Genomic DNA, 25,870 nt, shown 5'->3' with positions numbered 1-25,870 from the left:
GCCTCCTTAAGTGAAAGAAGATCCGCCACTTATGGAGAGTATATGAGGGAGATTCATCCGTATACTGCTGGAGTGAGGAACGAGAGCACCGGGCGCAAGCTCCGGGCCGACGCCAGGGTCAACCGCGAACAGATCATCGAGGCCGCCCGCGCACTCATCGCCGAACGCGGCGCCGAGGTGCCGATGGAGGAGGTGGCCCGCCGCGCCGGCGTCGGGACCGCCACCCTCTACCGCCGCTTTCCTGACCGCGAGGCGCTGGTGCGCGGAGTCGCGCTGGACGGCTTTCACCGCGTGGTCGCCATCGCGCGCGACGCCGAGGACGAGGAGCCGGACGCCTGGCGGGCGCTGGTGCGTTTCGTCCTCCGGTCCGCCGCCGAGCTGCGGCTGGCCACCTGGCTGTCGATCTGGTTCAGCAGCACCTGGGAAGAGCTCCACGCCGACCCCGAGGAACGGCAGCTGCGCCAGACCTTGCTGAAGATCCTCGACCGGCTCGTCCGCCGCGCCCAGGCCGACGGCGACCTACGCCACGACGTGGACGCCGGCGACCTGACGCTGATGACAGCCCTGCTGCTGCGGCCGATCCCCGGTCTGCGCGCCGAGCTCACCCAGCGCAGCGTGGACCGCTACCTGACGCTGATGCTCGACGGCCTGCGCGCCCGCCCGGACAGCCGGCAACTGCCCGACGGCGACATCGGCCTGGCCGACCTCGGCGACGCCTGATGGCCATCGGTCAGCCCTGATCCATCGGGTCAGCGCGCCGCTCCGATGGATCAGAGCTGACCAGGTACGCGACCGCACAGGAAGCCCATACGCGATCAGCGTCCGTTCCCGGTGCGTCAGGCGTCGAGAGGCCGCCAGGCGGGGCCGGCGCCGCCCCGGCGGACCCGGACGAACACCACGTCGGCGAAGTGGATGCCGAAGCCGATCGTGCCGGGCTCTTCCAGCTCGGCGACGAGACGACGGCGGTGGTCCGCGGACCGGACAGGGTCGTGGTCGACGGCCGCGGACCATTCCGGGTGGTCGACCTGGATCGGTGAGTGCAGGGCGTCGCCGAAGGCGATCAGCCGCTGACCACCGGATGTGATGACGTACTCGGCATGCCCGGGCGTGTGACCGGCGGTGAGCCGGACCCGCACGCCGGGGAAGATCTCCTGCCCGTCCGTCACCGTACGGACGCGCGGTGCCAGCGCGGTGATCTCCTTGGCCATGCCGTGCGCCTCCAGCAGGTCACGCCGGCCCCATTCCGCCTCGGTCACGAAGTAGTCGGCGTGGGCGAAAGCGGGCTGGTCACCATCCGGGGCGGGATGAATCAGGGCTTGGCTCTTCCGGTGGCCCAGGCCCACGCGGCGATCGCGACCCGGTTCCTCGTGCTGGTCTTGCTCTGGATGGACGCGATGTGGTTCTTCACTGTGCCCGGCGACAGGAAGAGCTCGGCGGCGATCTCGGCGTTGGTCATGCCGTGCGCGACCATGGCCACGATCTGGTCTTCTCTGTCGGTGAGGACCACGCTCGACGACTCCTGCGGCAGGCCGCGCTCGCGCAGCAGCCGGACCGTGAGCTGCGGGGCGATGAGCATGTCGCCGTTCATCGCGGCCCGGATGGCTTCGATGAGCAGCGTCGGGCCGGAGCGTTTCAGGACGAATCCGGCGGCGCCGTGGCGCAGGGCGGCATGGACATACTCGTCGAGCCCGAACGTGGTGACGACCACGACGTGAATGCCGGTGCCGGCGAGAGCGCGGGTCACCTCGATGCCGTCGGCGCCGGGCATGCGGATGTCAGCCAGCACGACGTCGGGTCTGACCGTCTTCGCCGTGTCGATCGCGGCACGGCCGTCGGCGGCCTCGGCCACGACGGTCATGTCGGGCTGGGCGTCGAGGATCAGCCGGAAGGCGCCGCGGATGCCTTCCTGGTCGTCGGCGATGAGGATTCGGGTGACCACGTCGGCGATTGTGCCAGGGGCAGGCGGGCCGTCAGCGACCACCCGTCCGGCACGGCCCGCGTGACCAGCTCGCCGCCCTGTTCCGCCACGAGTGCGGCCAGGCCGGGCAGGCCCGACCCGCCACGCCGGCGGCTTCGCGTGCGGATCACGCCGTCGTTGGTCATCATGACCTCCAGGACGCCGGCCGAGACACCAACGCGCAGGTCGACGTGCCTGGCCTCCGGGGCGTGCCGCCGGACGTTGGTCAGTCCTTCGATCACGATCCGATAGGCCAGTGCCGCGGTCTCCGCCGGAATGGTCATGCCCGGATCCATCCGCAGGCGGACCTGCGCGGGACCGACGGCGGAGAACCGCTCGGCCGCCTCGCCTATGCCGCCCAGGTCACCGACAGGGCTGAGGGGCCGGTCGTGATGCAGCGTGTCGAGCGTGCGATCCAGCATCGAGAGGGCACGCTGGCCTGCGGCTTCGATGCGTTCGAGAGCCTGCAGCGGATCGCCCGCGATCCCGCCCGCCTGGGCGTGCGCCACCATCTCGCCGATGTCGTGGGCGACGAAGTCGTGCAGGTCCCGCGCCAGCCGCAGGCGCAAGGCGGTGCGCGTGTCGGCCACCGCGCGCTCCTGCCGTACATCGAGAAAGCGCAAGTAGGCGCCCACGGCGGCGGCCAGCAACGCGCCCGCTCCCCAGAAGGCGCACACGCCCGCTGCCTCCAGCGGCGAGGCGGGCGTGAAGACGCGCAGCAGCCAGGTGGCCGATGCCAGACCAGCCGCCGGCGCGGAGAGCACGGCCTGCCGGAGTGGTGCGTACCGGACGACCAGGCCGACCGACACCATCAGCGCCACGCTCTCGATCATCCCCAGCGCGTCGACACCGGGCGCGGGCTGTGCCATGCCGGTGAGGTAGGCGAGCGTCACGGCCAGGGACACGCTCGCGGCGAGCAAGGTCGGCGCGGGCAGACGCGGCCTGAGCCACGGCCGGAACAGCCCGGTCGCGGCCACCGCGACAGCGACCAGCATCGCCCCCAAGGCCACAGCCCACATCAGGTTCATCCCAAGACGATATGCGCATCCGGCGATTCGCCCACGAGTGCCGAACGGCACCTCTTTCGGCCCCAGGGGGTGCCGAACGGCATCTGGCTCACCATCCGGCCGCGCCGGAAGGCTGATCACATGAAAACCTTCACTTCTGGCCGGCACGGGTACGCGGCGGCGCTGTGGGCGCTGGCCTACGGTGTGCTCGGCACTGCATGGGCGCTGGGGGCGCCCGGCTTCCCCTGGGGCGCCGCCGATCCCGACCCCGACGGGGCGCTGTCGATCCTGGCCGGCACGACACCGCGCTTCGGCTGGTGGATCGCCGCCTTCTCGCTGCTCACCGCGGTGACGGCGCTGGCGCTGACCCGCGGTGGCGGCCGCCGTGCGCCGTTGTTCCTGGCCTGGCCGATCGCCGCGCTCCTGGTCCTGGTGATCCCCGACTCCCGGCTGATGATGGGCGTCGCCTACACGCCGCTGCTGCTGGTCGCCCCCGTCTTCGGTTGGGACCTGGGCGGTGCCACCTTCGCCGACGCCTGGCCGTGGCCGGTGCTCAACCAGCTCGTGTGCGTACTGGGCGGCCTGCTGCTGGCCGCCGCGGCGCTGACCCGCACCCGCGGCCACGGGCGCAGGAGCTGGTTCACTCCGGAGCGCGGGCGCGTCGCGGTGTACGTGGCGGTCGCGGTGCCGTTGGTGTATTGCGCCACCCGGTGGGCGTGGGCGCTGGGCATCCCGCTCGGCGTGAGCAAGGAGTTCCTGGCCGAAGGCGAGGGCGGCATATGGCTGGCGGGCGCCTATCTGGCGACCTTCGGCGCGTTCGGCGGCGTGCTCACCCTAGGGCTGACCCAGCGGTGGGGCGAGATCTTCCCGCGCTGGATACCCGGACTGCGCGGCAGGCGAGTGCCACCGCTGCTGGCGGTCATCCCCGCCGGGTTCGTCTCGATCATCGTCACCGTGGCCGGACTCACCTACATCCGCTGGACGATCGCCGGCCGGTTCACCTTGGCCGAATGGGGAGCCTGGCTGCCGGAGTGCTTCTGGCCGATCTGGGGCGCCGCGCTGGCCACCGCCACCATCTCCTACCACCGGCGCCGCAAAGACCACCCCCGCGTGCCGATCACGAGCCCGCCTACCGCGACATCACCAACGCCTGGATGGCCCGCAGCCGACACGCCCTCGAACGGCACTTCGACCCCGTGACGGCCCGCCTGCTCGACGCGCTGATCGAAGGCCTGACCATCCACCGTGCCCTCGACACCGAACCCCACGGCACCACAACGGTGACCACCGCCATCCAACGCATCGTGCACGGGCCGGCATGACGCGGGCTACGGCGAGCATCCCGGGCGGTGCGAGCGCTACGAATCGTGCTCGGAGTTCTCCGCGTTGTCGCGACACCTCGCCTTGCAAGATTTGCGTTCTTGCCCTCAAGACCGAGCCGTTCGCCGTTACGCAGTGTCCCTGACGCCGTAACGCAGAAAGACCATGCCGTTGCCGACCCGCCGCTCGTCCAGCAGTTCCAGGTTGACGCGTACGTCAACCGGGAAGAACGGGTGTCCGCCGCCGACGATCGCCGGTCCGACGAAGAGCTGGTACTCGTCGACCAGCCCGGCCCGGATCGCGTGCGCCGCCAGGTCGGGTCCGGCGACGGCGATGTCGGCTTCGGCCTCGGCCTTCAGTTTCCGCAGCGCCTCCGGATCGAACGTCCGCTCTATCCGGGTCCGTTCGCCGGCCACCCCGTCCAGCGTCGTGGAGTAGACGATCTTGTCGGCGGCCTGCCAGATCCGCGCGAACTCCAGGAAGACCGGCGACTGGCCCGGCACCGTGTGCGCGGTCTCCCAGTAGACCATCGTGTCGTACATCCGGCGGCCATAGAGGTACGTGCCGATCGATCGCGTCTGCTCGTTGATGAACGCGTGCGACTCCTCTTCGGGGGCGCTCCAGCCGAAGTTGCCGTCCGAGTCGCTCACGTAGCCGTCGAGTGACGTGATCATCGAGAAGATCAGTTTACCCATTGCGGGACTCCTTGCCTGTCCGGATAGCTGTGCTGGGGACGGCCGACGACGGGGAGGTCGGTGCCGTAGATGTGCAAGGAGACACCGTCGATCACGGCGACCACGCACCAGGTGGTGTGGTCGTGGATGCTGGTCGCCTGTCCGGGACGGGTGAACAGGGCGACGACCGAGAAGGTCCCGTCCGGCTCGACGCGCGGAGTCCGGCTCCGGTCGGTGGTGCCGTCATCGTGTCTCCTGGTGAGTACGGTGACTCGACCGTACGGCGTCACCGGCACGCCGTCGTCCCGGAAACCGACGTCGGACCTCGGCGTCTCGCGGGGGCTGAGTCGTTATCGACGAGGCCGGGTGCCGTTTGACCTTCAAGCTGGTTGAATGCCGACAATCGCTTCCATGGACGACATCGACGCGCTGATGAGCATCGGCGCCTTCGCACGCCGGGTGGGGTTGGCGCCGAGCGCCCTGCGGTTCTACGACGACTGCGACGTGCTGCGTCCCGCCCACGTGGACGATGTGACCGGCTACCGCTACTACGCCCCGGCCCAGGAGCTCCGCGCTGTGCTGGTGCGGCGGCTGCGTGAAGCGGGGATGCCGCTCACCGACGCCTCGGTGGTACTCGACGGTACGCGCGAGGAGGCCCGTGCCGTTCTGGAAGGGCACGCCAGACGGGCGCGCGAGACCGCGGCGTCGGCCCAGGCGGCGGTCGAGGAGATTCTCCGTGATCTGCCGGGCGGTGCGCACCGGGCCACCGTGCGGCTCGGCGGAGCAGAGCTGGCCAGCGCCGTACGACAGGTCGCCCCGGCTGTGGGGTCCGCGCCCGTGCGGGAGGAGTTCCCGGTACTCGGTTGTGTCCTGGTCGAACTGGAACGCCAGGAGGTGCGGCTGGTGGCCACGGACCGCTACCGGTTGGCGGTTCGCGCGCTGCGGCCCTTCTCCTTCGAAGGCGCCCCGTGCCGCTTCCTGGTCGGCGTCGCGGAGATGAAGGACGTCGCGTCCTGGGCCATGCGTCTGCCGGACGTGCGCATCGAGGTGGACCAGCAGGGCGTGCGGCTGCACGGCGACAGTTCCGCACGTGACCTCCCAACCGTCGACGAGACGTTTCCCGGCTACCAGCTGATGCTGGACAACCTGCCGGCCGCTCGGCACCGGATCGTCGTGGACCGGACCGCCCTTCGCGCGACGATCGCCGCTGCCGGACACGACGAGCCGATCACCCTGCGTACCGGCGAGCAGCAGCTCACCATCGCCTCCCGCGGCTCGGTCACCTCCGTGCCGGCCGCCATCTGCACCGGGCCGGCTGTGTGCATCGCCTTCGACCCGGGAGTCCTTCTCTCGGCGCTCGATGCCGGCGTCGGTCCTGACGTGCTGCTGGAGATCTCGTCGCCCTTCCAGCCCGTGGTCGTCCGCTCCGCCGACCAGGGCAGTTTCACCACCTTGGTCATGCCGGTCCGCGACACCGCGGCTGACGAGTGACGCTTCACCCGACCCATCGAGAGAGCGAGACCATGGACCCGAGCAACCCCGTTGTCAGGCTGTGCACCCAGGGGATGCAGGCCGAGGCCGAAGGCCGCGACGCCGACGCCCGCGACCTCTTCCTGCAGGCGTGGGAGGCCGCCGGCGACGACTACGAGGCGTGTGTCGCCGCCCACTACCTCGCGCGGCACCAGCCCACCCCCCAGCAGACGTTGCACTGGAATCAGGAGTGCCTGAACCGCGCGGATCTGGTCGGCGACGACCGTGTCACGGCCTTCTACGCGTCTCTGCACGTGAACATGGCCAAGGCGTACGCGGATCTGGATGACCCCGACAGGGCGCGGGAGCACTTCGAGCTGGCCGCCGCTCACATCGACGAGGTGCCGCCCGGGCAGTACGCCGACTGGACCCGGGCGGCGATCGCCGAGGGACTGCGCTCCACCGGCGCGGCGGAGCCACGCCCCGCCGAAGGTCTCCTGACAGCTCTGTTCACCAGGTTCTGCGAACGCGGCGACTTCAAGGCCCTGGGGCTGATACTGCCCGCCTACCTCGCCGATCTGGGGACGGATGACGACCGGGTACGGCTTGCCACGGCCTTGCACATGGTCCACGCCGCCCGGTGGCTGCCCGAAGACGAGCAGCACACCCTCAGCGAGGCCATCAGTACGCTGACGACCGCCTGACGCAGGTCGGGCTCATGACCCGTCGAGCGCCAGGTTGAGTTCGAGCACGTTGACGGCGGGTTCGCCCATGAAGCCGAGTGCCCGGCCGGTGGTGTGCTCGCCGATCAGCGCCTTCACCTGGTCGGTGGGCAGGCCGCGTTCCCTGGCGACGCGGGGCGCCTGCAGGTCGGCGTAGGCGATGGAGATGTGCGGGTCCAGGCCGGAGCCGCTGGCCGTCACCGCGTCAGCCGGGACGGCGGGGGTTTCCGCGTTCCCCTTGACCGGGATGGTCCGGCCGGTCGCGTAGTCCTCGCCCGGCTTGCCGCACTCCACCTTCAGCCCCTGGTAGGTGGCGGTGAAGGGGGTGGCGGGGCAGGCCTGGTTGACGCTGACGGCGTGGTCGGGGAAGACCTTCAGCACGGCGCCGACCCCGTCGGGGGTGCAGTACGGGCGGGCGCCGCTGACGCCTTCCAGCTCGCCGACTGCCTTGGAGCGGGCGCACGCCTGGGTGAGCAGCGACTGGCGGCCCTGGTCCGGATTGCCTTGCTCGTCCTTGGCGCCGGGCACCGGCAGCGTGTCCACGATGTCCTCGGGGCCCAGGTTGCTGGCGCTGGTGGAGGTCGGGTCGTAGCCGTCACCGGCCGCCGAGGGCCGGGACTGGAAGTACTTGGCGACCGGGTTGCCGTCTTTGTCGGTGAAGGACTGGCCGATGATCGCGCTTCCTACGTCCTTGCCGCCGGACTGGACGATCGAGCCGTTGGCGTTGCCGTTGAACAGCGCCTGGGCGATGCCGGTGGTGACCAGCGGGTAGATCAGGCCGAGCAACGCGGTCAGGACGACGACCGCACGGAGCGCGGCGAGGTGCTGGCGCAGCCAGCTTGGCAGGCGTTCCATTTATGACATCCCCGGCAGGAACTGGATGAGCAGGTCGATGATTTTGATGCCGACGAACGGCGCGATGATGCCGCCCAGGCCGTAGAGGTACAGGTTGCGTGACAGCAGCTTGGAGGCGCTGGCCGGCCGGTAGCGCACCCCGCGCAGGGCCAGCGGGATCAGCGCGATGATGATGATCGCGTTGAAGATGACCGCGGCCAGGATGGCGGACTGCGGGCTGGCCAGGCGCATGAGGTTGAGCGCGTCCAGGCCCGGGTAGACGGCCGCGAACATCGCGGGAATGATCGCGAAGTACTTGGCGATGTCGTTGGCGATGGAGAACGTGGTCAGCGCGCCCCGGGTGATGAGCAGTTGCTTGCCGATCTCCACGATCTCGATGAGCTTGGTCGGGTTGGAGTCGAGGTCGACCATGTTCCCGGCCTCCTTGGCGGCCGAGGTGCCGGTGTTCATCGCCACGCCGACGTCGGCCTGGGCCAGGGCGGGGGCGTCGTTGGTGCCATCCCCGGTCATCGCGACCAGCCGGCCGCCCTCCTGCTCCTTCCTGATCAGCGCCAGCTTGTCCTCGGGAGTGGCCTCGGCCAGGAAGTCGTCCACCCCGGCCTCGTCGGCTCAGCAGCCCGAGCAACTCGGGATGGGACCGCAGCAATGTGAGCCCGCCGCGCGCGGCCGCCTGGTCGACGGGGAGGACGTGCCCCGACTCCGGCAGCCGGGTTCGGCCGACGAGCACGGCGAGGAACACGTAGGTGAGAGCGTCCAGGCCGAGCACGAGCGCGGAGCTGACGTACGTCACCAGCACACCGGCGATGGCGGGCCCGGCGATGGTGGCAGTGAAGTTGAGCGAGCTGACGAGGGTGTTCGCGGCGAGCCGCTGCTCGCCGGGCAGCAGCTCGGCCAGCAGGGTGTACTTGCCCGCGCTGCCCCACGCGTGGAGCAGGGACGAGACCGCGAGCAGCACGACGTACAGCGGCAGCGTGAGCAGCCCGGCGAGCCAGGCGAGCGGTACGACGCCGAGGAACACGCCGCGCACCACGTTGTCGGCGAGCAGCAGGCGCCTGGCCGGCACCCGGCGCAGACGGCGACCGAACACCAGCGCGCCGACCACGCCAGGCAACGTGTACGCGGCCACCGCGCCGCCGACCCACAGCCCCGCGGTCGCCTGCGGCGCGAGTTCGATGGCGAGCCACGCCACCGCGACGAAGCTCATCCCGTCCCCGAGGTACGAGACCGCGAAGCCGAGGATCAGCCGTCGGAACACGCGGTTGGCGAGCAACGGACGGTAGGCGGAGGGGACGAGGCGTCGGAGCATCAGGGGAACCTCGTGGAGAAGCACCGTGACATCCCGGTCAGAGGACCTTGAAGGCCAGGTGCCTGCCGCGGCCCTGGGTGTTGACGAGGGTGAACCAGAGGTGGAGGAGCTGGTCGAGCAGGTCGTGCCGGCCGGGGCCGAGGTAGACGGGGTTGAGGCCGATGTCGCGGACGAGGCGCTCGACGGTCTTGCGGTCGCTCTCGTCGGCGGAGTAGAGGAGGTCTGCCACGACGCCGTCGACGGCGTCGCCGGGGATCCCGACGATCACCGCTTCGGCGCCGTCCAGGGCCTCGCGCACCGATTCCTCGGGCGTGCGCGACCCGTAGCGGACGTCGTGTCCGGCCGCGGCGAGCGCCTCACCCAGAGTCCGGCCGATGTTGCCGGTGCCGATGACTGCGATGTGCATCAGATCTCCTTCGCGTTTCCTGCTCACTGCCGGGTCGCGCCCGGGTGGGTGGGCGGCCTCCGTCTGAGACCGCCCAGACCCGCTGGTGGTGAGTCAGCGACCCGCGTCACCGCGGGGTGAGCCGGACCACTGGGTATTGCCGGTCGGATTTGCTCTGGTACTTCTCGTAGCGGGGCTGGGCGGCGGTGATGCGCTTCCACGCCGGCTCACGGTCGGCGCCGTCGAGCACGTGCGGCGTGACCCGCACGGCGGCGTGGCCGGGCAGTTCGACCGACGCCCGGTCGGGGTCCGCCATCAGATTGAGGTACCAGTCCGCGTGCCGGCTCCCGCCGCCCGACGCGACGACCAGCCAGGCGTCCTCACCGTCGGCGAACCACGCGAGAGGCGTTTCCCGAGGCTGCCCGCTCCGGCGGCCCACCGTGTTCAGGATCAGCACGTCCATGCCCATGAACGTGCCGTGGCCGCCGCGGATCTTGCGGTTCATCCGGCCGTTCATGCGGTGCTGGATCCACCGGGACAACGCCCCGGTCCCTCCGCGACCGCCTGTCTTCTGCTTCTGTGCCATCGTCTACCTCCAGGCAGTTCATCGGCCGGGCGTCTCAGTGCTCGTCGACGACCTGGCCGTTCTGTGCGGTGTTGTCCTTGGTGAGGGCCATGGTCAGCGGCGCTTCGGAGAAGGTGGGCAGGGCGGCGAGCGCGGTACCCAGCTGCTCGGCGCTCTCCCAGTGCCAGGTGTCGGTATAGGTGCCGTCCTCGAGCTGGATGAGGATGGCGTGGGTGAGCCCGGGGTGTCCCTCCCGGACAGTCGCGATCAGCGAGCTCCGGCGGGCCAGGAACTCCTCCAGGTCGGCGTCGGCGACGGAGTAGCGGTGCGAGCGGACGACGGACATCTCGGTGTCTCCTGTGCGTACGGGGTCGGGGATTACCAGCTGCCGGCGATCTGCCGGATCGGGGCGTTCAGACGGTTGAAGAGGTTGGTGACGGCGGTCATCAGCAGGATCGAGGCCAGCTGCTGCTCGTCGAAGTGGTCGGCGGCGTTGTTCCAGACCTCGTCGGAGACGGCGTCGGTGTGGTCGGCCAGCCGGGTCGAGGCCTCCGCCAGCTCCAGCGCGGCCCGCTCGGCGTCGGTGTAGTACGGAGCCTCGCGCCAGGCGACCACCAGGCCGATGCGCTCGTCGCTCTCGCCGAGCTTGCGCAGGTTCTTGTGGCCGGCGTCGACGCAGAAGCTGCAGCCGTTGATCTGGCTGACCCGCAGGTGGATCATCTCCATCAGCTCCTGGGGCAGACCCTGCGACTGGGCGGCCTGCATCAGCTCGAAGATCGGCTTCTGCGCGGCGGAGATGATCGTGGCGGGGTTCTTCATCCGGGCTTCCATCGTGTTTTCCTTCGTCTCGGTTCGTGTGAGATCAGAGTGGCTGCCCGAATTGATACATTCGCTATGCGCGCACGATGCGAAGGTGATGGGGGGACAATGCTGCGCTTCACCCTGCTCGGCCCCGTCCAGATGAGCGTCGACGATGTGCCCCTGACAGGCATCGCCCCACGTCACCGGGCCGTTCTGGCCTACCTCCTGCTCAACTCCGGCCGGGTGATCAGCATCGATCGGCTGATCGACGCGATGTGGGGCTACGACCGGCCCGACACCGCCCGATCGCAGATCCATGCCTCGATCACCGCGATCCGCAAGGTGCTGCGCGGTGCGGGAGCCGTACAGCTCCTCCAGACAAGGACCGGCGGCTACGTCACGCAGCCCGAGTCCGGGCAGGTCGACGCGCAGGAGTTCACCGAACTGGTCGCCGCCGGCGAGCTGCGCAAGGCGCTGGATCTGTGGAGCGGCGAGGCGCTGGAGGACGTGCACGCGCATTACGTCAGCGGCGTCCGGGAGTTCTGGAACGACCGGCGGCTCTCGGCATACGAGCGCCTGGTGGAGGGTGAGCTCGCCGCCGGACGGCACGGCGCTCTGCTCGACGAGCTGGCCGCCCAGGTGACCGCCGGCCCGCTGCGCGAGAAGCTCAACGGCCATCTCGTCCTGGCCCTGCACCGGGCGGGGCGGCAGGCAGACGCCCTGGCCGCGGCGCGTTCCTACCGCACGGCCCTCGCCGACGAACAGGGCCTGGATCCCGGGCACGCCTTCACCGAGCTGGAGCGGGCGGTACTGGCGGATGATCCGGCCCTGCGCCTGGCTGACGCGGCACCCGTGGTTTCCGGCCCGCCGCGTCGCTCCACCTTCCTGCCCTACGACATTCCCGATTTCTCCGGACGGACCGCCGAGCTGGAACGGCTCGCGGGCGAGCACCACGGGCCGGTGGTCACGATCGACGGCATGGCCGGGATCGGCAAGACCACCCTCGCCGTCCACGTGGCCCACCGGCTGGCCGCCCGCTACCCGGACGGCCGGCTCTTCCTTGACCTGCAGGCGCACACCGCGGGCCGGGAGCCGATCGACGCCGCGGCCGCGCTGGAGGCGCTGCTGCGCCAGCTGGGGGTGCCCGCCGACCGCATCCCGGTCACCCTGGTCGAGCGGAGCGCCCTGTGGCGCGCCGAGCTGGCCGATCGCCGGGTGCTGGCCGTACTGGACAATGCCTTGGACGCCGACCAGGTGCGCCCCCTGCTGCCGGGGCACTCCGACACCCTCGTCCTGGTCACCAGCAGGCGGCGTCTGGTCGCCCTGGACGGCGCCCAGGCGCTGTCGGTCGACGTGATGGGCGAACAGGACGCCGCCGGGCTGTTCGGGCGGATCGTGGGCGAACGCGCTCGCGACGAGCCGCACGCCGTACGCGAGGTGCTGCAGCTGTGCGGGCATCTCCCGCTGGCCATCCGGATCTCGGCCGCCCGTCTCCAGCACCGCCCGCGCTGGACCGTGTCCTACCTGGCGGGCCGGCTACGGGACCATCGCCGGCTCCTGGACGGGGTGTCGGCGGCCTTCGCCCTGTCCTACGAGCACCTCGACGAGGCCGAGCAGCGCATGTTCCGCCTGCTCGGGCTGGCGCCCGGGCGCGACATCGATCCGTACGGCGCGGCCGCGCTGGCCGGGATATCCGAGGAGGAGGCCGAAGAGCTCCTCGAAGGCCTCCTGGACGCCCACATGCTGCTGCAGCTCGAACCGGGCCGTTACACCTTCCACGACCTGCTCCGCGAGCACGCGCGCTCGATCGCCGAGGACGACGGCACCCTCCCGGTCCTGCAGCTGCTCACCTACTATCTGCACCGCTCCCGCGCCGCCGTGGACCGGCTCTTCCCCGACAGCCTCAGCCACCGGGAAGGCATTCCGCAGCCGACCACGCCGATCCCGCCCATCCGCGACTCCGAACAGGCGATCACCTGGCTGGACGCCGAACGCGGCAACATCATCGCGACCGCCGTCCACGGACCCGAGATCTGCGTGGGCATGCTGGCCCTGGCGCTGCGCCCCTACCTCGACCGGCAGGCACACCACGACGACGCGCTCACGCTGCAGACCCTGGCGCTCCAGCGCGCACGCAAGCTCGGCCACGACCACCGCGACTTCGAGGTGCAGGCGCTCAGCGACCTGGCGTGGACCTACTGGCGGCTCGGCGAGTACGAGCGCGCGGAGGAGCACGCCCACCTGGCCCTGGAGGCGTGCGAGGAGCCGTACGAGCGGGCCAGGGCACTGCTCACGCTGGGGAACGTGGCCCTGCGCCGGCGGCAGGACAAGGAGGCCGAGCAGTACCTCAAGCAGGCACTCGACCTCACCCGGATCGGCGCCGACACCTGGGGCGAGGCCCACGTGCTCGGCATCCTCGCCCTCGTCCTGGACCGGGCCGACCGCCCGCAGGAGGCCCGGCGCCATCTCGATCTGGCCCTGGCGCTCCACCGCAAGGTCGGCAATCCGGCCGGAGAGGCCGTGATCCTCAACCACCTCGGCGTCGTCCTGCGCCACCAGGGCGAGCTCGCTCAGGCACGCACCCGCCACGAGCAGGCCGCCGCTCTCTACCGCAAGCTCGGCAACACCACCGACGAGGCGGCCGCACTCAACGGGCTGGCCGAGGCGGCGGACGACCCGGCTCAGGCGATCGAGGAGCACACGGCCGCGCTCGCGCTCGCCGACCTGACGGGCGCCCGGCCGGAGCAGGCGCGTGCTCACGACGGGCTGGCGCGCGCCCACCTCGCACTCGGGCGCCCGGAGCAGGCTTGTGAGCATGGGCGGCTGGCTTTGGGCCTTTACGGGGAGCTCGGTGTCCCGGAGGCCGAGGAGGTCCGCACCTTCCTGGAGCATGCGGGAGAGTCCGTGATCGCGCAGCGTGCGTAGGCGCCCGCGTGCCGCTTCCCGTTGGCCGGCGAGAGGGGCGTCCGGAACACCGTGTGACTCGCGTATCGGCATATGAGATTCGGCTGACGGCGGCCCGTCACAGCGGAGCGGTCCACCATTCCGATGCGATGGAGAGCCCGGCCAAGCGGAGCGCCTCTCGTTTCGCCTCGTCCGCGTGGCCGCACACCACCACGACCTGGGCCGCGCCTTGCCGACGCGCCTCTTCCGTGACCGCGCGCAGGAGATCGACGCCGATCGTGACCCAATCATGATCATCCACGACCGCGAAGTCGTCGAGCGTGCACGTCGGCCCACCGGGGTCGTACACCTGAGGCGAGGGCACGAGCGAGCCGATCGCGAACCCGGCGAAGCGTCTCGGATGGCAGGCATGATCCCCATGCTAGATGGGGCAAATCCGCCACCCTCAGCTGATCGCCAACATCAAGAATTCCGCGCCGAGCTCGCACGGATTCGGCGGTCTCCGACGAAAGCCCCAGCGCTTGATCGGAAAGGGCACAAGGTCATGGCGTCGGCGTGGTCCCGGTGACCGTGCGGCGTTCGCGATGGCGGGACACGGCCAGCGGTTTCAGCGGGTCGTCCGTCCCCCGGTGTAGCGACGGGGCAGGATCATGAGCGGATTGTCGTCGAGGATCACGTCGGGCGGTCCGAACCGGGCGGCGACCTCCCGGATCTCCGGGTCGTCGAGGAGCAGCAGGCGGCCGCCGTCGACGAACGGCTCGCCGTCGACATGGATGGTGGGCCGGTCGATCTGGCAGTCGCAGTGCGCGAAGCCGGGCCTGTCGGTGACCGGGGCGCCGTCGAAGAGGGCGTCGAGGCCGCAGTAGAAGGCCCCGGCGTGCTTCTCACGCTCGAACTGGGTGCCACCGGCGAGCCGCGTCTTGGGGTTGAGCCCGATCAGGGCATGCCGCAGGTAGTAGCCACCGGGCGAGGCGCGGCGGATCTGCTCGGCGGCGATCCCGCCCTCGATCGTACGCACCAGGTTTGCCTTGAACGTGATGCGCACCGGCTGTTCCGGCATCCCGGTGAAGGTGGAGTCCTCGATGACGAGGACGCCTTCGGTGTCAGCCGGATGGAAGTTGGCCCCGCCGTAGGGGAACGGCTGCCAGTCACCGGGCCCCATCGGGCCCTCGTCGAGGGTGAAGGCGAACCGTGACAGGGTCAGGTCGGTTCCCAGCGTGGAGGTCACGCGGATGCTCTGGGCCGTATTGAGCCGGGACAGAGCCCGATGCTTGATGGCGTAGAAGACCTCGTTGGGGAACCGGGCGCCGGTGAGCATGGCGCCGGCGGTGGCGGCCATGTGCAGCGAGGCGAAGCGGACGGGCAGGGCTCTGATCTGGTCGAAGAAGAGCGGTGCACTGTGCACCTCGCCCCACCACGTGGCGCTGATCACGACGTCGGCCTCCCGGACGGCAGCCGTCTCGAGCTGGTGGGTCACTTCGCTGTCCCAGCCGCCGGGGCTGAACGGCGCCACGGACAACACGTGCACGTCGGCGTCGCGGTAGGCCGCAGCCGCGGCGACGGCCTGGATGACGACGGGGTCGGCCGTGTGCTCGACCAGCAGGAGCACCCGTTCGCCGGACGCCACCTGGAGATGGGCCATCAGATTCCGGGCGCCCGGCATCAGCTCGACGATCGAGTAGGGCGTGGCGCCAGGCACGGAGACATAGCTGAAGGGTGCCGCGGCGTAGGGATTCACGATCATCGAGCCTCATCCGGTGCGGGCGGTTCTGCCATCTCGGCGAAGGTACCCGTTACATCTCGCGTTATTACGGTTACGTTCAGTTATGTGATGCGACTCGGTCCGGCGCGGCGCGAACTGCGAGCCGGCCGGTTCAAGGTATTGCTGAGACGACCACGCGCGGCACGGCAAGGAAGGCGCACATGGACACCCAGCAAGCGGCGCTGAGCCGGGGCAGGACGAACTTCGCCCTGGCCACGCTGTTCTTCGGGGTGTTCGTGCTGGGCTGCGCCGAACTGCTCGTGGTCGGCGTGCTGAACCTGATCGCCGCCGACCTCAGGGTCTCCGCCGCCGCGGTCGGCACGCTGGTGACCGCCTACGCGCTGGGGATCGCGATCGGCGGTCCGCTCCTGACCGCGCTGACGCTCAACCTGAACAAACGGGCCATTCTGATCGGTACGCTCATCCTGTTCGCCGTGGCCAACCTGATCCCGGTCGTGGTCCCCGATTACGGGCTGTTCGTCGCGATGCGCGTCGTGGCGGGCGCGGTCCAGGGCCTGTTCATCGCCGTGGGGTTCGTGACGGGCATGTCCATCGTCCCGCCGGAGCGCGCGGGCCGGGCGATCTCCGTGATCATCTCCGGTATCGCGGTGTCGGCCGCGCTGGGCGTGCCGCTGGGCACGCTGGTCGGCCAGACGCTGGGCTGGCGCGGCTCGTTCACCGGGATCATCATCCTCAGCGTGGTCGCGTTGGTCGCCACGCTGGCACTCGTCCCGTCCGCGCCCCGCACCGGCGGTGGCGTCGCCGGCCAGGCCAGGTACGCCTTCGCCCCGCGAGTGCTCGCCGTGCTGGTCCTGAACTTCCTGGTCTTCGCGGCGGTGTATTCGGCGCTGACCTACATCGTGCCGTTTCTGGACGGCGTCACGGGCATCTCCGGCGCGCTGATCAGCGTGTTCCTGCTTGCCTACGGCATGGCGAACGCGGTGGGCGCATTCTGCGGCGGCCGGTTCGCCGACAAGAACGCCGCGCGCACCCTCATCGTGGCGACCGTCGGCACAGCGGCCTGCCTGCTGGCACTCCGCCTCGTCGGCGCGATCGCGTTGCCGGTGGCGCTGGTGCTGTCGGTCTGGGGGCTGTTCGTCGGCGTCATGGTGCCCTCGCTCCAGTTCCGCGCGGTGAGCCTGGCCGGCCCCGGCGGCGCGCTCGCGTCCTCGCTGCCCGGTTCCGCGGTCAACGTGGGAATCGCGGTCGGCTCGGCCGCCGGTGGCGTGACGATCAGCAACTTCAACGCCTCGGCGCCGTTGGTCACCGGCCTGATCATCGCCGTGATCGCCATCCCGACCGCCTGGGCCACCAGCTTCCTCAAGCCGCCGGCAGTCCAGGAGGCGGCGGAGCTGACTCCTGAGGCCACCTGAACCCCTGTCCGTCCGGGAACCCCGCACCCGTGAAGGACTATCGCAGGCGACGTGCTCACTTCTTCGAGATCATGACCTCGTGACTGCAACGCTGATATGGGTGATCAAAGTAACCTCCCTGTGCCATCGACAGTAGCCGTTACCTCCCTCGCTTCCCTCACCTTCCTGCTCGGCGGCGTCGTCACGGCTTCGCCAGTGGGATGATCCTGCGGTATTTGCCGCCTGCTGACCGCTGCGGTGGTTCGGCGGCCCGTTCGAGGGTGATGTCCCCGGCCCTGTGCTCGGCGAGCAGGTGGGTGATCTTGTCGCGCACGCTCTGCCATACGCGGTCGATGTCGGTGCCGTCGCCGGACCGCAGGCGCACGCGCAGGGTGGTGGGGGTGGTCTGGAGGATCTGGAACTGCTCGACGCCGGGTGCCCGGTCCAGCACGGTGCCGAACAGCATGGGCGAGATGCTCACCTGCTCGCCGTCGCCGGTGGGGAAGGTGAGCAGGTCGGCGGCGCGGCCCTGCACGCGGATGGCTGGGGAGTTCCAGCAACTGGAACAATCCATGGACTGGCATCGTGCGCGGACCGGCGCCCTCGGGAGTAATGGGGTCCCTTGCCGTTCGTTGGGTCGCCGATGATTGGCCCTCGGCGGGACCGGGGTTACGGTTGGGAGACCTTTCGCCCACCTCTGTGCTGTGTGCGGAGGGTGTCCGTTTCGTCGGATTGCTGGAGGGGAGATGTGGCAGAGTCGGCTGGCGCTGCACGTCGATGACCGTCAGGATGTCTCGGTCGTACGGCTGGACGGCGAGCTGGACCTGGGGACGGATGCGTACCTGGTGGGCGCCTGCGCCGACCTGATCGCACGCGACCGGGTCAAGATCGTGGTCGATGTCAGCGGGCTCGGCTTCTGCGACTGCAGCGGGCTGAGCGCGCTCATCGCCGAAAAGCGGGAGGCAGAGCGACGTGGCGGCTACCTGCGACTGGTCGGCGTGCACGGGCTGCTGGCCCGGCTGCTGACGGTCGCCGAGCTCGCCGACGCGTTTCCGCCGTACGCGGATCTACGGCAGGCGTGCTGCTGACTACTCCCGCCCCCACCTGACGGCAGTGACCGAGGTCATCGGCGGCAAGGCGTGCCGCCTAGGCGTCGCCCCTGAGCCGATCGCGCTGGATCTGGTAGGCGAGGGCGCGACGCACAGAGGCTGATGCGGTGGTGGTGGTGACCTTCGAGGGGACGTCGAGACCACGGCTGATCTGGTTGTAGGCGTCCCGGTAGCTGCCGGGCATCTCCGCCTGGTGCAGCCTCAGGTCCTCTTCGACGAGGCGCCGCAGTTCGTCGACGTTCTGGGGCGTGAAACGCTTCTTTCCCCGGGCGATGGCGTTGAGGTAGCGGGTGCAGCGGGCGGTGTCGTAGCACTCGGAGATCTCCTCGGCCAGGCCCCACAGGCGCCCCTCGAGCCACGGGGCGTCGTACTGGTCGAGGGAGAGCGCCATGGGCGGAAGCGGGTCGCCCACCTTGTACTTCGTCACCTGCTTGGACACGGCGGGCTGACTCATGTCGGTGAGCTGGGCGATCTTTTCCTGGGTCCAGCCGTAGTCGGCGAAGAGCTTGATCATTTCCGCTCGAAGCTTCCGCATCTCATCGCCTGCGCGGATGACGTCGTTCATGCCGGCGAGCATCCGCCTGGCCTGATCCTCGGTCAGCGTCGCGGAGTTCCGACGCGTGTTCTCTTCGCCTTCCATAGCTCGGTTATATACCGGAGTCCCACCGTTATAACCGGGTTGTATAACCCGGTTATAACTGGCAGGATCCTGGTCATGCCCACCTTCTCCGCACCAGACGGCACGCAGCTCGGCTACCGCATGATCGGAGACGGCGACCCGGTCGTCTGCCTCCCGGGAGGCCCCGCAGATTCCGTGTACCTCGGCGACCTCGGCGGCCTGTCCAGCCGCCGCCGGCTGATCCTCTTGGATCTGCGCGGCACCGGCCGGTCCGCGACTCCCGAAGACACCGCTTCCTACCGCTGCGACCGCCTGGTCGACGACGTCGAGGCACTGCGCGAACACCTCGGGCTCCCCCGCATGGACCTGCTCGCCCACTCCGGCGGCACGAACCTCGCGACGCTGTACGCCGCCCGGTACCCGGAGAAGGTCAGCAAGCTCGCCCTGGTCGGGCCCAGCACGCGAGCCGTCGGTATAGCGATCACCGGGGAGACGCGACGCGAGCTCGCGCAACTTCGGAGGGACGAGCCGTGGTTCCCCGAGGCCTTCGCCGCCTTGACGGCGATCGCCGAGGGCACCGGCAGCGACTGGGAGGCCATCTCCCCCTTCCTCTACGGCAGATGGGACGCCGCGGCGCAAGGGCACCATGCGGCCGGCCAGCCGACCAACATGGAAGCCGTCGCTCTCTTCGGGGCCGAGGGCGCCTTCCACCCGGAGACCACCCGCGCGTCCCTCGCGGCCTGCGCGGCTCCCGTCCTGCTTCTCGCCGGAGAGTGCGACCTGAACAGCCCTCCTCAGTCGGCGGCCGAGTTCGCGAAGCTGTTCCCCGACGCCACGCTCGTGGTGCAGCCGGGGGCGGGCCACTACCCCTGGCTCGACGACGCCGACCGGTTCGTGGCGACCACCGCGGCATTCCTGGACTGAGGACCTGACGCGGACGAGGCAGGCCTGCCCGGCGACGGTGTCCGTCGATGGGCGGCGGTACGGCTCGGCGCCTGGCTCCTCTGGCGACGCCTGAGTCCGCGAAAACGGCGGATTTCGGGAAGACCCCAACCGTTCACCCCCTCTCGGGCGTCTTGTCTACATGACGGATTCCGAGGCGTTCGAGGCCTTCGTCGCCGCCTGGCACGCGCGGCTGCTGCGTGCCGCCATCCTCATCAGCGGTGACAGGCATCTGGCCGAGGACGTGCTCCAGGATGCCCTGATCAAACTGGCGCGCCGCTGGTCGAAGGTGCATACGGACCCGGTCAATTACGTGCGTACCACCCTGTACAGGGACGTGGCGTCCAGGTGGCGGAGGCGACGGGAATTCGCCTACGGGGAGCCGCCCGACCAGGCGGATCACGACACCTCGGGAGCGTCGGACCTGAAGGTGGTGGTCGCCCGCGCGCTGTCCAGGCTGCCGGTGAAGCAGCGGGCGGTGCTGGTGCTGCGCTTCTACGAGGACCTGCCCGTCGGGGAGGTCGCCACGATCCTCCGGGTCTCGTCCGGGACGGTGAAGAGCCAGACGCACGCGGCGCTGAAGCGGTTACGCGAGGTCGCTCCCGAGCTGGAAGAGGTGTTGATATGACGGACCAGAGGCTGCGGGAGCTCTTCAATGATCTCGCCGAGACTCTGCCCGAGGGGTCGTCCCGCGCGGGCGAGCTGTGGCGGCAGGGCACGCGGAGCCGTACCCGCCGACGCAGGACGGTGGCCGCGGCGGCCGCGACGGTCACCGCGCTCGTCGTGGTGGGGATCGCCGTGTCCCCGGAGCCGGTCGAGCGCGGCGTCACCGTGTATCCCAGCGTCACACCCACCTCCACGGTCCCGCCGCCCCCCGGCATGGACACAGCGCCGCCGCCCAGCGGTGAGGCGGAGCTGCCCACGCTGGCGACCGCGCTGCCGGAGAGGTGGGCCGACATCCCCGTCGTGACCGCGGTTTCCGGACCCGTCCTGGCGCTGGCCGAGTTCGGTGACGGCCGGATCTACCTGATGAAATCCGGCGGCCGCATCCCTCTCGATGTGAAGCTGGGTGATTCCGTGGACTCGGCCGGCAACCGCGGGACGCCGCTGAAGCCCAACTCGCTCGCCCCCGACGGGACGATGGCCGCCTTCCCGCAGAAGGACGAGGTGGTGGTCGTCGACCTCGTGATCGGCCAGGCCAGGCGCTACCCGGTGCCGGGGTTCAACGAGGTGGTGCTCTGGCGCGGCGAGCGACTCCTCGTCGAGCAGGAGGAGGCGAACTACCTGCTGGACCTGGCCACGGGGAAGGTGCGGCGGCAGCCGTACAAGGGCTTCACGGGTGTCGCAGGCTACAGCGACCTCAGGATCGTCTCGCCCGCCGAAGGCGGCCGGACGGCCATCCAGGAGGGCGGGTCGGAGGTGAAGCTGGACGTCGAGGGCATCACCAACGAGGGCAGCATGCCCGTGGGCATCCTGGGCAACCACGGATGGCAGCGCGACGGCCTCGTCGCCAGGTCCGCGCTCGCCGACTACGACCAGGCGGAGGAAGCCGACGTGGTCGTCGTGGCCGACGCCGCCACGGGACGGCTGGTCAGGACGCTGCTCCTGCCCTGGGGCGATGCTCCTGACATGAGGTGCGGGAAGGGCGGCTGCCCCGTGCGCGGCTGGATCGGCCAGGGCACGGTGATCATCGAGAGCGGGGACAGGCTGCTCGGCTGGAACATCAACACCGGCGCGCTGTCACGCGTCGCCGACCTGCCCGAGGGTGTGACCGCCTACTCCCTGCGCAGCGGGTGAGCGGCCGGGGCCCCGGCGGCCCGGCGAACGCCCGAGCGCTGCGCATCCACGCCTCGGCGGCCACCACACAACTAGATCACCAAATGCCAGACGCGGATCTATTTCATATGAGCCCTTAAGAAGGGTGCGCCGGGACGGCGGTCGGACAATCTAAAGGCCGGACCGTCGTAACGCTGACCCGGCCCTCTGACCTGGACTTTCGTGTGGAGTTATAAGGGGTGGCGCATGTCCAGGGCTTCGTTCCGTTAAGAGTTCCCGCCAAGCCAGACCGGCAATGTAGCCAACTCGTGATTCCTATCACGGAATGCACGCAGACAATTACATACCTTCCTTAATTCACATACAGTGATTAAACTCACGTCAATGACGACGCATCTAGCCCGTTACCTCACACCGATGGAGGACAGCTCCCGGTGGGACGGTTTCGAATTCCGGCCTGGCGACATTGTCATCAATTCTCCGGCGAAGTGCGGCACCACCTGGACCCAGATGATCTGTGCGCTCCTGGTCTTCCAGACGCCCCGGCTGCCCGCGCCGCTGTCGAGCCTCTCACCGTGGATCGACATGCTCGTGCGTCCGAAGCAGGAGGTCTGGGACCACCTGGCCGCGCAGCAGCACCGCCGTTTCATCAAGACCCATATCCCGCTCGACGGCGTCCCGGCTGATCCGCAGGTCACCTACATCACGGTGGGGCGGGACCCGCGCGATGTCGCCATCTCCCTGCGCAGCCACGGCAAGAACCTCAAACGTGACGTGATTCGTCGATTGATCCACCAGGCCGCCAATCCCGGCAACGGGGCGGCCGAAGCCGCGGTCGACGGTCATGACGAGAGGGACCTCCTCGACGAACGGACGTACTCGTTACGTTGGGTGGACAACGACGACTCGCCGTACGTCAACCTCGACTCGCTGCGTGCGCTGATCTGGACGCAGAGCCGCGCATGGATTCGCCGCGCCGAGCCGAACGTCATCCTGCTCCACTACGCCGAGCTCTCCGACGACCTCGCCGGCCAGATGCGACGGCTCGCCGAACGGCTCGACATCGAGATCGACGAGAGCAAGTGGCCGGAGCTGGTCGAGGCCGCCACGTTCCAGCAGATGCGAAATCGTGCGACCGAACTCGCACCGGATGAGCAGCTGGGCTACATCCGCGACCGCAAACGCTTTTTCCGCAGTGGTAAGTCAGGCCAATGGCAGCAATTCCTCACCGCTGAGGATCGAGCGCACTATGACCGTCGGATAGCCGAGTTCGCGGAGCCGGATTTGCTCGAATGGCTCCATCGCGGAGCGATCTGACCGCATGACTACCGTGCTTCGATGACGCATCAGGAAATTCCGCATATGCCGCCAGAAGTACCTGGGCTCGTGACGGTCGAGCGCGTCCCCTCGTTGGGCGACGTCGCCGAGAGTGTGTGGAATGACGTCGCCGACCCGCGGGACCTGTTCCAGAGCCGTGCGTGGCTGCGGGCTCTCGAGCGATCCGGCGACGGACCCGTCACGTACCTGATCGCCCGACACCCCGGCCAGCCTCGAATCCTCGGCGCCCTTCCCCTCTACGACTCACTCCCCAGTCGCGGTGACTACCTCTACTGGCCGGAGCTCCACTTCCGGGACCTTCTGCACACCGCGGGTTCGCTCGATGGCCGACTGGGACTGCTGGCCGGTTCCTGTGCGGGATTCAGCACGCGGCTCATCGTGGACCGCACCCTGCCGAGTTCGACCAGGACAGCGGTCCTGCATGCGCTTCGGGACGCCGCCTGCGCCGTCGCAGTCGACCGCGGGCTCCCGTACACCTTCTTCTTGTTCCTCGACGCCTCCGCATGGACAGACCTCGCTCCGGTCGTCGGCAACGGAGATCATCACCGACTGGCGAGCGTTGCACAGACTGAGCTGGAGCTCCCCGGTGAGGACTTCGAGGATTACCTCGCGACACTGCCACGCAACACACGCACCAGCGCCCGCAGGGAGGTAGGGCTCTTCGCCGAGGAATGTGCGACCGAGACCGTCCCCCTCCATGAGGCCATCACGACCATCGCGCCGATGATCGTGAAGGTGAGGGCCAGGCACGGGGTGGCCTACAGCGTGGACACGGTCACCCGACGCCTCTCGGCGTACTCCTCCGCATTGGGAGATGCCTCGTCGATGGCCGTGCTCTGCCGTGTGCAGGGTCGTGTCGTCGGCGCCGGAGTCATGTGCCGCTGGCATGACCGGCTGTACGTGACGGACTTCGGGCGCCTCGACGACGAGGCGCCGGACCCGTTCGTGTACTTCAACGCGGCGATCTACGAACCCATCAAGTACGCCTACTCGGCCGGGCTGTCGCGAGTCGTCACCGGCGCCGGGGCGGAGCTGGGCAAGGCCCGGCGCGGTTCGGCCGTGCTCCCGCTGCTGCACCTGGCGTGGGCGGCGGACGGAGGTCGCCCGACCCGCCCGACCGACACCGTGCCGGCGGAGAACCGCAAGGAGCACTGGCGCAAGCTACGCAGCGCTCACCCCAGGTACTTCCACTCGGTGTGGGACGAGCTGTTGTGACGCAACATCGATCCGACGGGCTGGACGTCATGCCCGCGAGGGAGGCACGCGTGAGCCGAGGGGACGAGCCGACCGGTCCCGTCCGTGAAACTACAAGCACTGCCGCGCCGGGACTTCTCGGGCGGGTGCCTCGTGACCTGAGCAGGGTTGCCCTGGTCCACGAGGATCGTGACATCACCTTCGGCGACGTTGCCGCACTCAGCGAGGACGTCAGCAGCGTCGTGCAGGATCACCACCTGAAGCGCCGCGTGGTGGGCGTGCCGGCAGACCGGAGCCCGGAGTTCGTCGCGCGGATCGTGGGGGTCTGGAGGGCCGGCGCCGTCCCGGCGATCCTGGGGGACTGGGGTCCTGAGCGGGTGCGCGGAGCGTTGACGGCCACCGGTGCCGCGGCGACGTTCGGACCATCGTCCGCCCCGGCTGGTCTGGAGCTGCTGGACACCGCCGGGAACGACGGTGTCCGGGAGCTCCATGGCGAGGACATGGGAGGAGTCAGTCATATCCTCTTCACGTCCGGCACGACGGGAGGGCCCAAGGGAATCGTCGTCGGACGAATGGCCTTCGAGGCCGCCAGTTTGGCGTTCCTCAAGGAACTGCCCATGGACGAATCCGATCGGGTCGCCTTTCTCAGCAGGCCCGGCCACGACCCGAGCCTGCGGGAGCTGATCGCGCCCTGGCTCACCGGTGCGACGTTGGTCATTCCCGACCGTCGCACGGCCTCGGACCCCCGGCTGATGGCGGCCTGGCTCTCGGAGCATTCCATCACCGTGCTCCAGGGCTCGCCGGTCCTCCTCCAGCTCATGGCGGGCTCGTCGAGGCTTCCCGTCGACAGCCTGCGGCTGGTCTGCTCGGTGGGGGCCCGACTCACGGCCGCGGCGCTGCAGTCGACGGCACGGTTCGCCCCGCGTGCCATCATCGCCAACTGCTACGGCGCGTCGGAGACCCCACAGGTCCTGTGCATGCACCAGGTGCCGCCCGGCGAGGGGCTCACGAGCGAGGACCCGATTCCCATCGGACGCGCACTCGGCCATGCCGAAGTCAGGATCGTGCCCATCGACGCGTCCGACGGTGAGAGTCCGGAAGGTCGGCTGCACGTGGAAGGCGCTGCCTGCGCGCTCCGCTACACGGACGGAACCCCGCTGCTGGCTCCCGGCGATGACGGCCGACGCTGGTACGACACCGGCGACATCGTCCGCCGACTACCGGATGGCTCGATCTGCTTCCTCAGGCGGGCGGACCGGCAGGTCCAGGTCAACGGCACGCGTGTGGAGCTGGACGAGATCGAGGGCGCGGCCGCCCGGGTCGCCGGCGTCGTCGACTCGTTGGCGACGTTCGTCGAAGACGGCACGGGTGTCGGGTCCGTGCGCCTTACCGTCGTACGGAGCTCCACGACGGCGGTCGACAGCGACGAGCTTCGTGCGGTGCTCCGCGACTGTCTGGACCCGGCGGCCATGCCCTCGAGCATCGAGGTGCGTGACTCGTCGCCGGAGGACCGCGAACCGGCGGTCGTAGCGGCCGCGAGGAACGCCGCGCAGGGTGAGGACCGGGCGGCGACGCTGATGGAGGTGCTTCACGAGAGTGCGCAGTCCGCTCTCGGCGGAGGCCGGATCGACCCTGACGGCGGCTTCTTCGAAGCCGGCTTCACCTCGATGTCCCTCATGAGTTTCGTGTCGGAGGTCTCCGCCCGTCTCGGAACGGAGATCTCTCCCGTGCTGGTCTTCCGGTTTCCCACCCTGAATGCGTTTGCCGATCACCTGCGGGAGAACCTGGACGACCTGACCTGAATCGCCGACC

General features: G+C 69.5%; 28 protein-coding genes and 2 pseudogenes. 14 read left to right on the top strand and 16 right to left on the bottom strand.

All coding sequences use genetic code 11. The features are described from left to right. The first annotated feature begins 72 nt into the window (after positions 1 to 72). Positions 73 to 720 carry a TetR/AcrR family transcriptional regulator gene (locus tag V5E28_RS29660; RefSeq protein WP_336211714.1) on the top strand — a complete coding sequence of 216 codons (648 nt, stop codon included), beginning with the start codon at positions 73 to 75 and terminating at the stop codon, positions 718 to 720. Between the two features lie 116 nt (positions 721 to 836). Here V5E28_RS29660 and V5E28_RS29655 read toward each other — a convergent pair whose 3' ends face one another. Genes V5E28_RS29655 through V5E28_RS29645 form a run of 3 tightly spaced genes read right to left on the bottom strand, consistent with a single transcriptional unit; the run spans position 837 to position 2,985 of the window. Next, complete coding sequence (locus V5E28_RS29655; protein ID WP_336211711.1) at positions 837 to 1,256, bottom strand: MBL fold metallo-hydrolase; 420 nt, start codon at positions 1,254 to 1,256, stop codon at positions 837 to 839. Between the two features lie 53 nt (positions 1,257 to 1,309). Beyond that, a complete protein-coding gene (locus tag V5E28_RS29650; RefSeq protein ID WP_336211707.1) occupies positions 1,310 to 1,939 on the bottom strand; it encodes a response regulator transcription factor in 630 nt (209 codons plus the stop codon). Continuing rightward, complete coding sequence (locus V5E28_RS29645) at positions 1,879 to 2,985, bottom strand: sensor histidine kinase (protein ID WP_336211704.1); 1,107 nt, start codon at positions 2,983 to 2,985, stop codon at positions 1,879 to 1,881. The genes V5E28_RS29650 and V5E28_RS29645 overlap by 61 nt, the downstream gene beginning before the upstream one ends. Positions 2,986 to 3,105: 120 nt before the next feature. Here V5E28_RS29645 and V5E28_RS29640 point away from each other — a divergent pair, with 120 nt between their 5' ends. Both V5E28_RS29640 and V5E28_RS29635 read left to right on the top strand, forming a co-directional pair. After that, positions 3,106 to 4,164, top strand: coding sequence for a hypothetical protein (locus V5E28_RS29640; protein WP_336211701.1), 1,059 nt, complete (start codon positions 3,106 to 3,108; stop codon positions 4,162 to 4,164). Next, entirely contained in the window at positions 4,119 to 4,286 is a 168-nt protein-coding gene (locus tag V5E28_RS29635) for a hypothetical protein (protein WP_336211698.1), read from the top strand. Before V5E28_RS29640 ends, V5E28_RS29635 begins: the two co-directional genes overlap by 46 nt. A gap of 126 nt (positions 4,287 to 4,412) precedes the next feature. On the opposite strand, the gene V5E28_RS29630 is transcribed toward V5E28_RS29635, so the two are convergent. Both V5E28_RS29630 and V5E28_RS29625 read right to left on the bottom strand, forming a co-directional pair. Then, positions 4,413 to 4,979, bottom strand: coding sequence for a dihydrofolate reductase family protein (locus V5E28_RS29630; protein ID WP_336211696.1), 567 nt, complete (start codon positions 4,977 to 4,979; stop codon positions 4,413 to 4,415). After that, positions 4,967 to 5,254 (bottom strand): hypothetical protein, encoded by a 288-nt coding sequence (locus tag V5E28_RS29625; RefSeq protein ID WP_336211693.1) that lies wholly within the window; start codon positions 5,252 to 5,254, stop codon positions 4,967 to 4,969. Before V5E28_RS29625 ends, V5E28_RS29630 begins: the two co-directional genes overlap by 13 nt. 115 nt (positions 5,255 to 5,369) lie before the next feature. Between V5E28_RS29625 and V5E28_RS29620 the strand changes: the two genes are divergently transcribed. Both V5E28_RS29620 and V5E28_RS29615 read left to right on the top strand, forming a co-directional pair. Next, the gene (locus tag V5E28_RS29620) at positions 5,370 to 6,449 is read left to right on the top strand and encodes a DNA polymerase III subunit beta family protein (RefSeq protein WP_336211690.1); all 1,080 of its coding nucleotides are present in this window, start codon (positions 5,370 to 5,372) and stop codon (positions 6,447 to 6,449) included. A gap of 32 nt (positions 6,450 to 6,481) precedes the next feature. Further along, the gene (locus V5E28_RS29615) at positions 6,482 to 7,132 is read left to right on the top strand and encodes a hypothetical protein (protein ID WP_336211687.1); all 651 of its coding nucleotides are present in this window, start codon (positions 6,482 to 6,484) and stop codon (positions 7,130 to 7,132) included. Positions 7,133 to 7,144: 12 nt separating this feature from the next. On the opposite strand, the gene V5E28_RS29610 is transcribed toward V5E28_RS29615, so the two are convergent. The 7 genes and pseudogenes from V5E28_RS29610 to V5E28_RS29580 all read right to left on the bottom strand — a co-directional run bounded on the left by V5E28_RS29610 (position 7,145) and on the right by V5E28_RS29580 (position 11,092). After that, entirely contained in the window at positions 7,145 to 8,005 is an 861-nt protein-coding gene (locus V5E28_RS29610; RefSeq protein WP_336211686.1) for a potassium-transporting ATPase subunit C, read from the bottom strand. After that, positions 8,006 to 8,614: pseudogene (locus V5E28_RS29605) on the bottom strand (HAD-IC family P-type ATPase); the annotation flags it as partial. A gap of 76 nt (positions 8,615 to 8,690) precedes the next feature. Then, positions 8,691 to 9,311: pseudogene (locus V5E28_RS49655) on the bottom strand (MFS transporter); the annotation flags it as partial. A gap of 37 nt (positions 9,312 to 9,348) precedes the next feature. Next, complete coding sequence (locus V5E28_RS29595) at positions 9,349 to 9,717, bottom strand: NAD(P)-binding domain-containing protein (protein ID WP_336211682.1); 369 nt, start codon at positions 9,715 to 9,717, stop codon at positions 9,349 to 9,351. Positions 9,718 to 9,823: 106 nt separating this feature from the next. Next, on the bottom strand, positions 9,824 to 10,213 hold the full coding sequence (locus V5E28_RS29590; RefSeq protein ID WP_336211905.1) for a nitroreductase family deazaflavin-dependent oxidoreductase: 390 nt from the start codon (positions 10,211 to 10,213) through the stop codon (positions 9,824 to 9,826). A 103-nt stretch (positions 10,214 to 10,316) separates the two neighbouring features. Beyond that, positions 10,317 to 10,607, bottom strand: coding sequence for a hypothetical protein (locus V5E28_RS29585; RefSeq protein WP_336211680.1), 291 nt, complete (start codon positions 10,605 to 10,607; stop codon positions 10,317 to 10,319). 32 nt (positions 10,608 to 10,639) lie between these two features. Then, positions 10,640 to 11,092: a carboxymuconolactone decarboxylase family protein gene (locus V5E28_RS29580; RefSeq protein WP_336211678.1), complete on the bottom strand. Its 453-nt coding sequence runs from the start codon at positions 11,090 to 11,092 to the stop codon at positions 10,640 to 10,642. Positions 11,093 to 11,188: 96 nt separating this feature from the next. On the opposite strand from V5E28_RS29580, the gene V5E28_RS29575 reads away from it, so the two are divergent. Further along, the gene (locus V5E28_RS29575; protein ID WP_336211676.1) at positions 11,189 to 13,987 is read left to right on the top strand and encodes an AfsR/SARP family transcriptional regulator; all 2,799 of its coding nucleotides are present in this window, start codon (positions 11,189 to 11,191) and stop codon (positions 13,985 to 13,987) included. A 97-nt stretch (positions 13,988 to 14,084) separates the two neighbouring features. Here V5E28_RS29575 and V5E28_RS29570 read toward each other — a convergent pair whose 3' ends face one another. Together V5E28_RS29570 and V5E28_RS29565 are read right to left on the bottom strand one after the other, a co-directional pair. Next, the gene (locus V5E28_RS29570; protein WP_336211674.1) at positions 14,085 to 14,315 is read right to left on the bottom strand and encodes a hypothetical protein; all 231 of its coding nucleotides are present in this window, start codon (positions 14,313 to 14,315) and stop codon (positions 14,085 to 14,087) included. A gap of 258 nt (positions 14,316 to 14,573) precedes the next feature. Then, positions 14,574 to 15,710, bottom strand: coding sequence for a hypothetical protein (locus V5E28_RS29565; protein ID WP_336211671.1), 1,137 nt, complete (start codon positions 15,708 to 15,710; stop codon positions 14,574 to 14,576). A 179-nt stretch (positions 15,711 to 15,889) separates the two neighbouring features. Here V5E28_RS29565 and V5E28_RS29560 point away from each other — a divergent pair, with 179 nt between their 5' ends. After that, complete coding sequence (locus tag V5E28_RS29560) at positions 15,890 to 17,101, top strand: MFS transporter (RefSeq protein ID WP_336211668.1); 1,212 nt, start codon at positions 15,890 to 15,892, stop codon at positions 17,099 to 17,101. 181 nt (positions 17,102 to 17,282) lie between these two features. Here the strand turns inward: V5E28_RS29560 and V5E28_RS29555 are convergent, their stop codons facing one another. Further along, positions 17,283 to 17,654: a hypothetical protein gene (locus V5E28_RS29555; RefSeq protein WP_336211665.1), complete on the bottom strand. Its 372-nt coding sequence runs from the start codon at positions 17,652 to 17,654 to the stop codon at positions 17,283 to 17,285. A 172-nt stretch (positions 17,655 to 17,826) separates the two neighbouring features. On the opposite strand from V5E28_RS29555, the gene V5E28_RS29550 reads away from it, so the two are divergent. Further along, complete coding sequence (locus V5E28_RS29550; RefSeq protein ID WP_336211662.1) at positions 17,827 to 18,168, top strand: STAS domain-containing protein; 342 nt, start codon at positions 17,827 to 17,829, stop codon at positions 18,166 to 18,168. Positions 18,169 to 18,226: 58 nt separating this feature from the next. Here the strand turns inward: V5E28_RS29550 and V5E28_RS29545 are convergent, their stop codons facing one another. Beyond that, positions 18,227 to 18,829, bottom strand: a complete 603-nt coding sequence (locus V5E28_RS29545) for a helix-turn-helix domain-containing protein (protein WP_336211659.1) — start codon at positions 18,827 to 18,829, stop codon at positions 18,227 to 18,229. A gap of 75 nt (positions 18,830 to 18,904) precedes the next feature. Here V5E28_RS29545 and V5E28_RS29540 point away from each other — a divergent pair, with 75 nt between their 5' ends. The 6 genes from V5E28_RS29540 (at position 18,905) to V5E28_RS29515 (ending at position 25,860) form a co-directional block, all read left to right on the top strand. Next, on the top strand, positions 18,905 to 19,732 hold the full coding sequence (locus V5E28_RS29540) for an alpha/beta fold hydrolase (protein ID WP_336211656.1): 828 nt from the start codon (positions 18,905 to 18,907) through the stop codon (positions 19,730 to 19,732). A 160-nt stretch (positions 19,733 to 19,892) separates the two neighbouring features. Beyond that, positions 19,893 to 20,378: a SigE family RNA polymerase sigma factor gene (locus V5E28_RS29535; protein WP_336211653.1), complete on the top strand. Its 486-nt coding sequence runs from the start codon at positions 19,893 to 19,895 to the stop codon at positions 20,376 to 20,378. After that, a complete protein-coding gene (locus tag V5E28_RS29530; protein ID WP_336211650.1) occupies positions 20,375 to 21,547 on the top strand; it encodes a hypothetical protein in 1,173 nt (390 codons plus the stop codon). Before V5E28_RS29535 ends, V5E28_RS29530 begins: the two co-directional genes overlap by 4 nt. Positions 21,548 to 21,910: 363 nt before the next feature. After that, positions 21,911 to 22,843 carry a sulfotransferase domain-containing protein gene (locus V5E28_RS29525; RefSeq protein WP_336211646.1) on the top strand — a complete coding sequence of 311 codons (933 nt, stop codon included), beginning with the start codon at positions 21,911 to 21,913 and terminating at the stop codon, positions 22,841 to 22,843. Positions 22,844 to 22,912: 69 nt separating this feature from the next. Further along, positions 22,913 to 24,079, top strand: coding sequence for a peptidogalycan biosysnthesis protein (locus V5E28_RS29520; RefSeq protein WP_336211644.1), 1,167 nt, complete (start codon positions 22,913 to 22,915; stop codon positions 24,077 to 24,079). Positions 24,080 to 24,129: 50 nt separating this feature from the next. Continuing rightward, entirely contained in the window at positions 24,130 to 25,860 is a 1,731-nt protein-coding gene (locus tag V5E28_RS29515; RefSeq protein ID WP_336211641.1) for an AMP-binding protein, read from the top strand. Positions 25,861 to 25,870: the final 10 nt, after the last annotated feature.

The organism is Nonomuraea sp. LPB2021202275-12-8 (assembly GCF_037044575.1).
Lineage (GTDB): Bacteria > Actinomycetota > Actinomycetes > Streptosporangiales > Streptosporangiaceae > Nonomuraea.
Note: the sequence above shows the minus strand (reverse complement) of the source record. Positions and strands in the feature narration are given on the sequence as shown.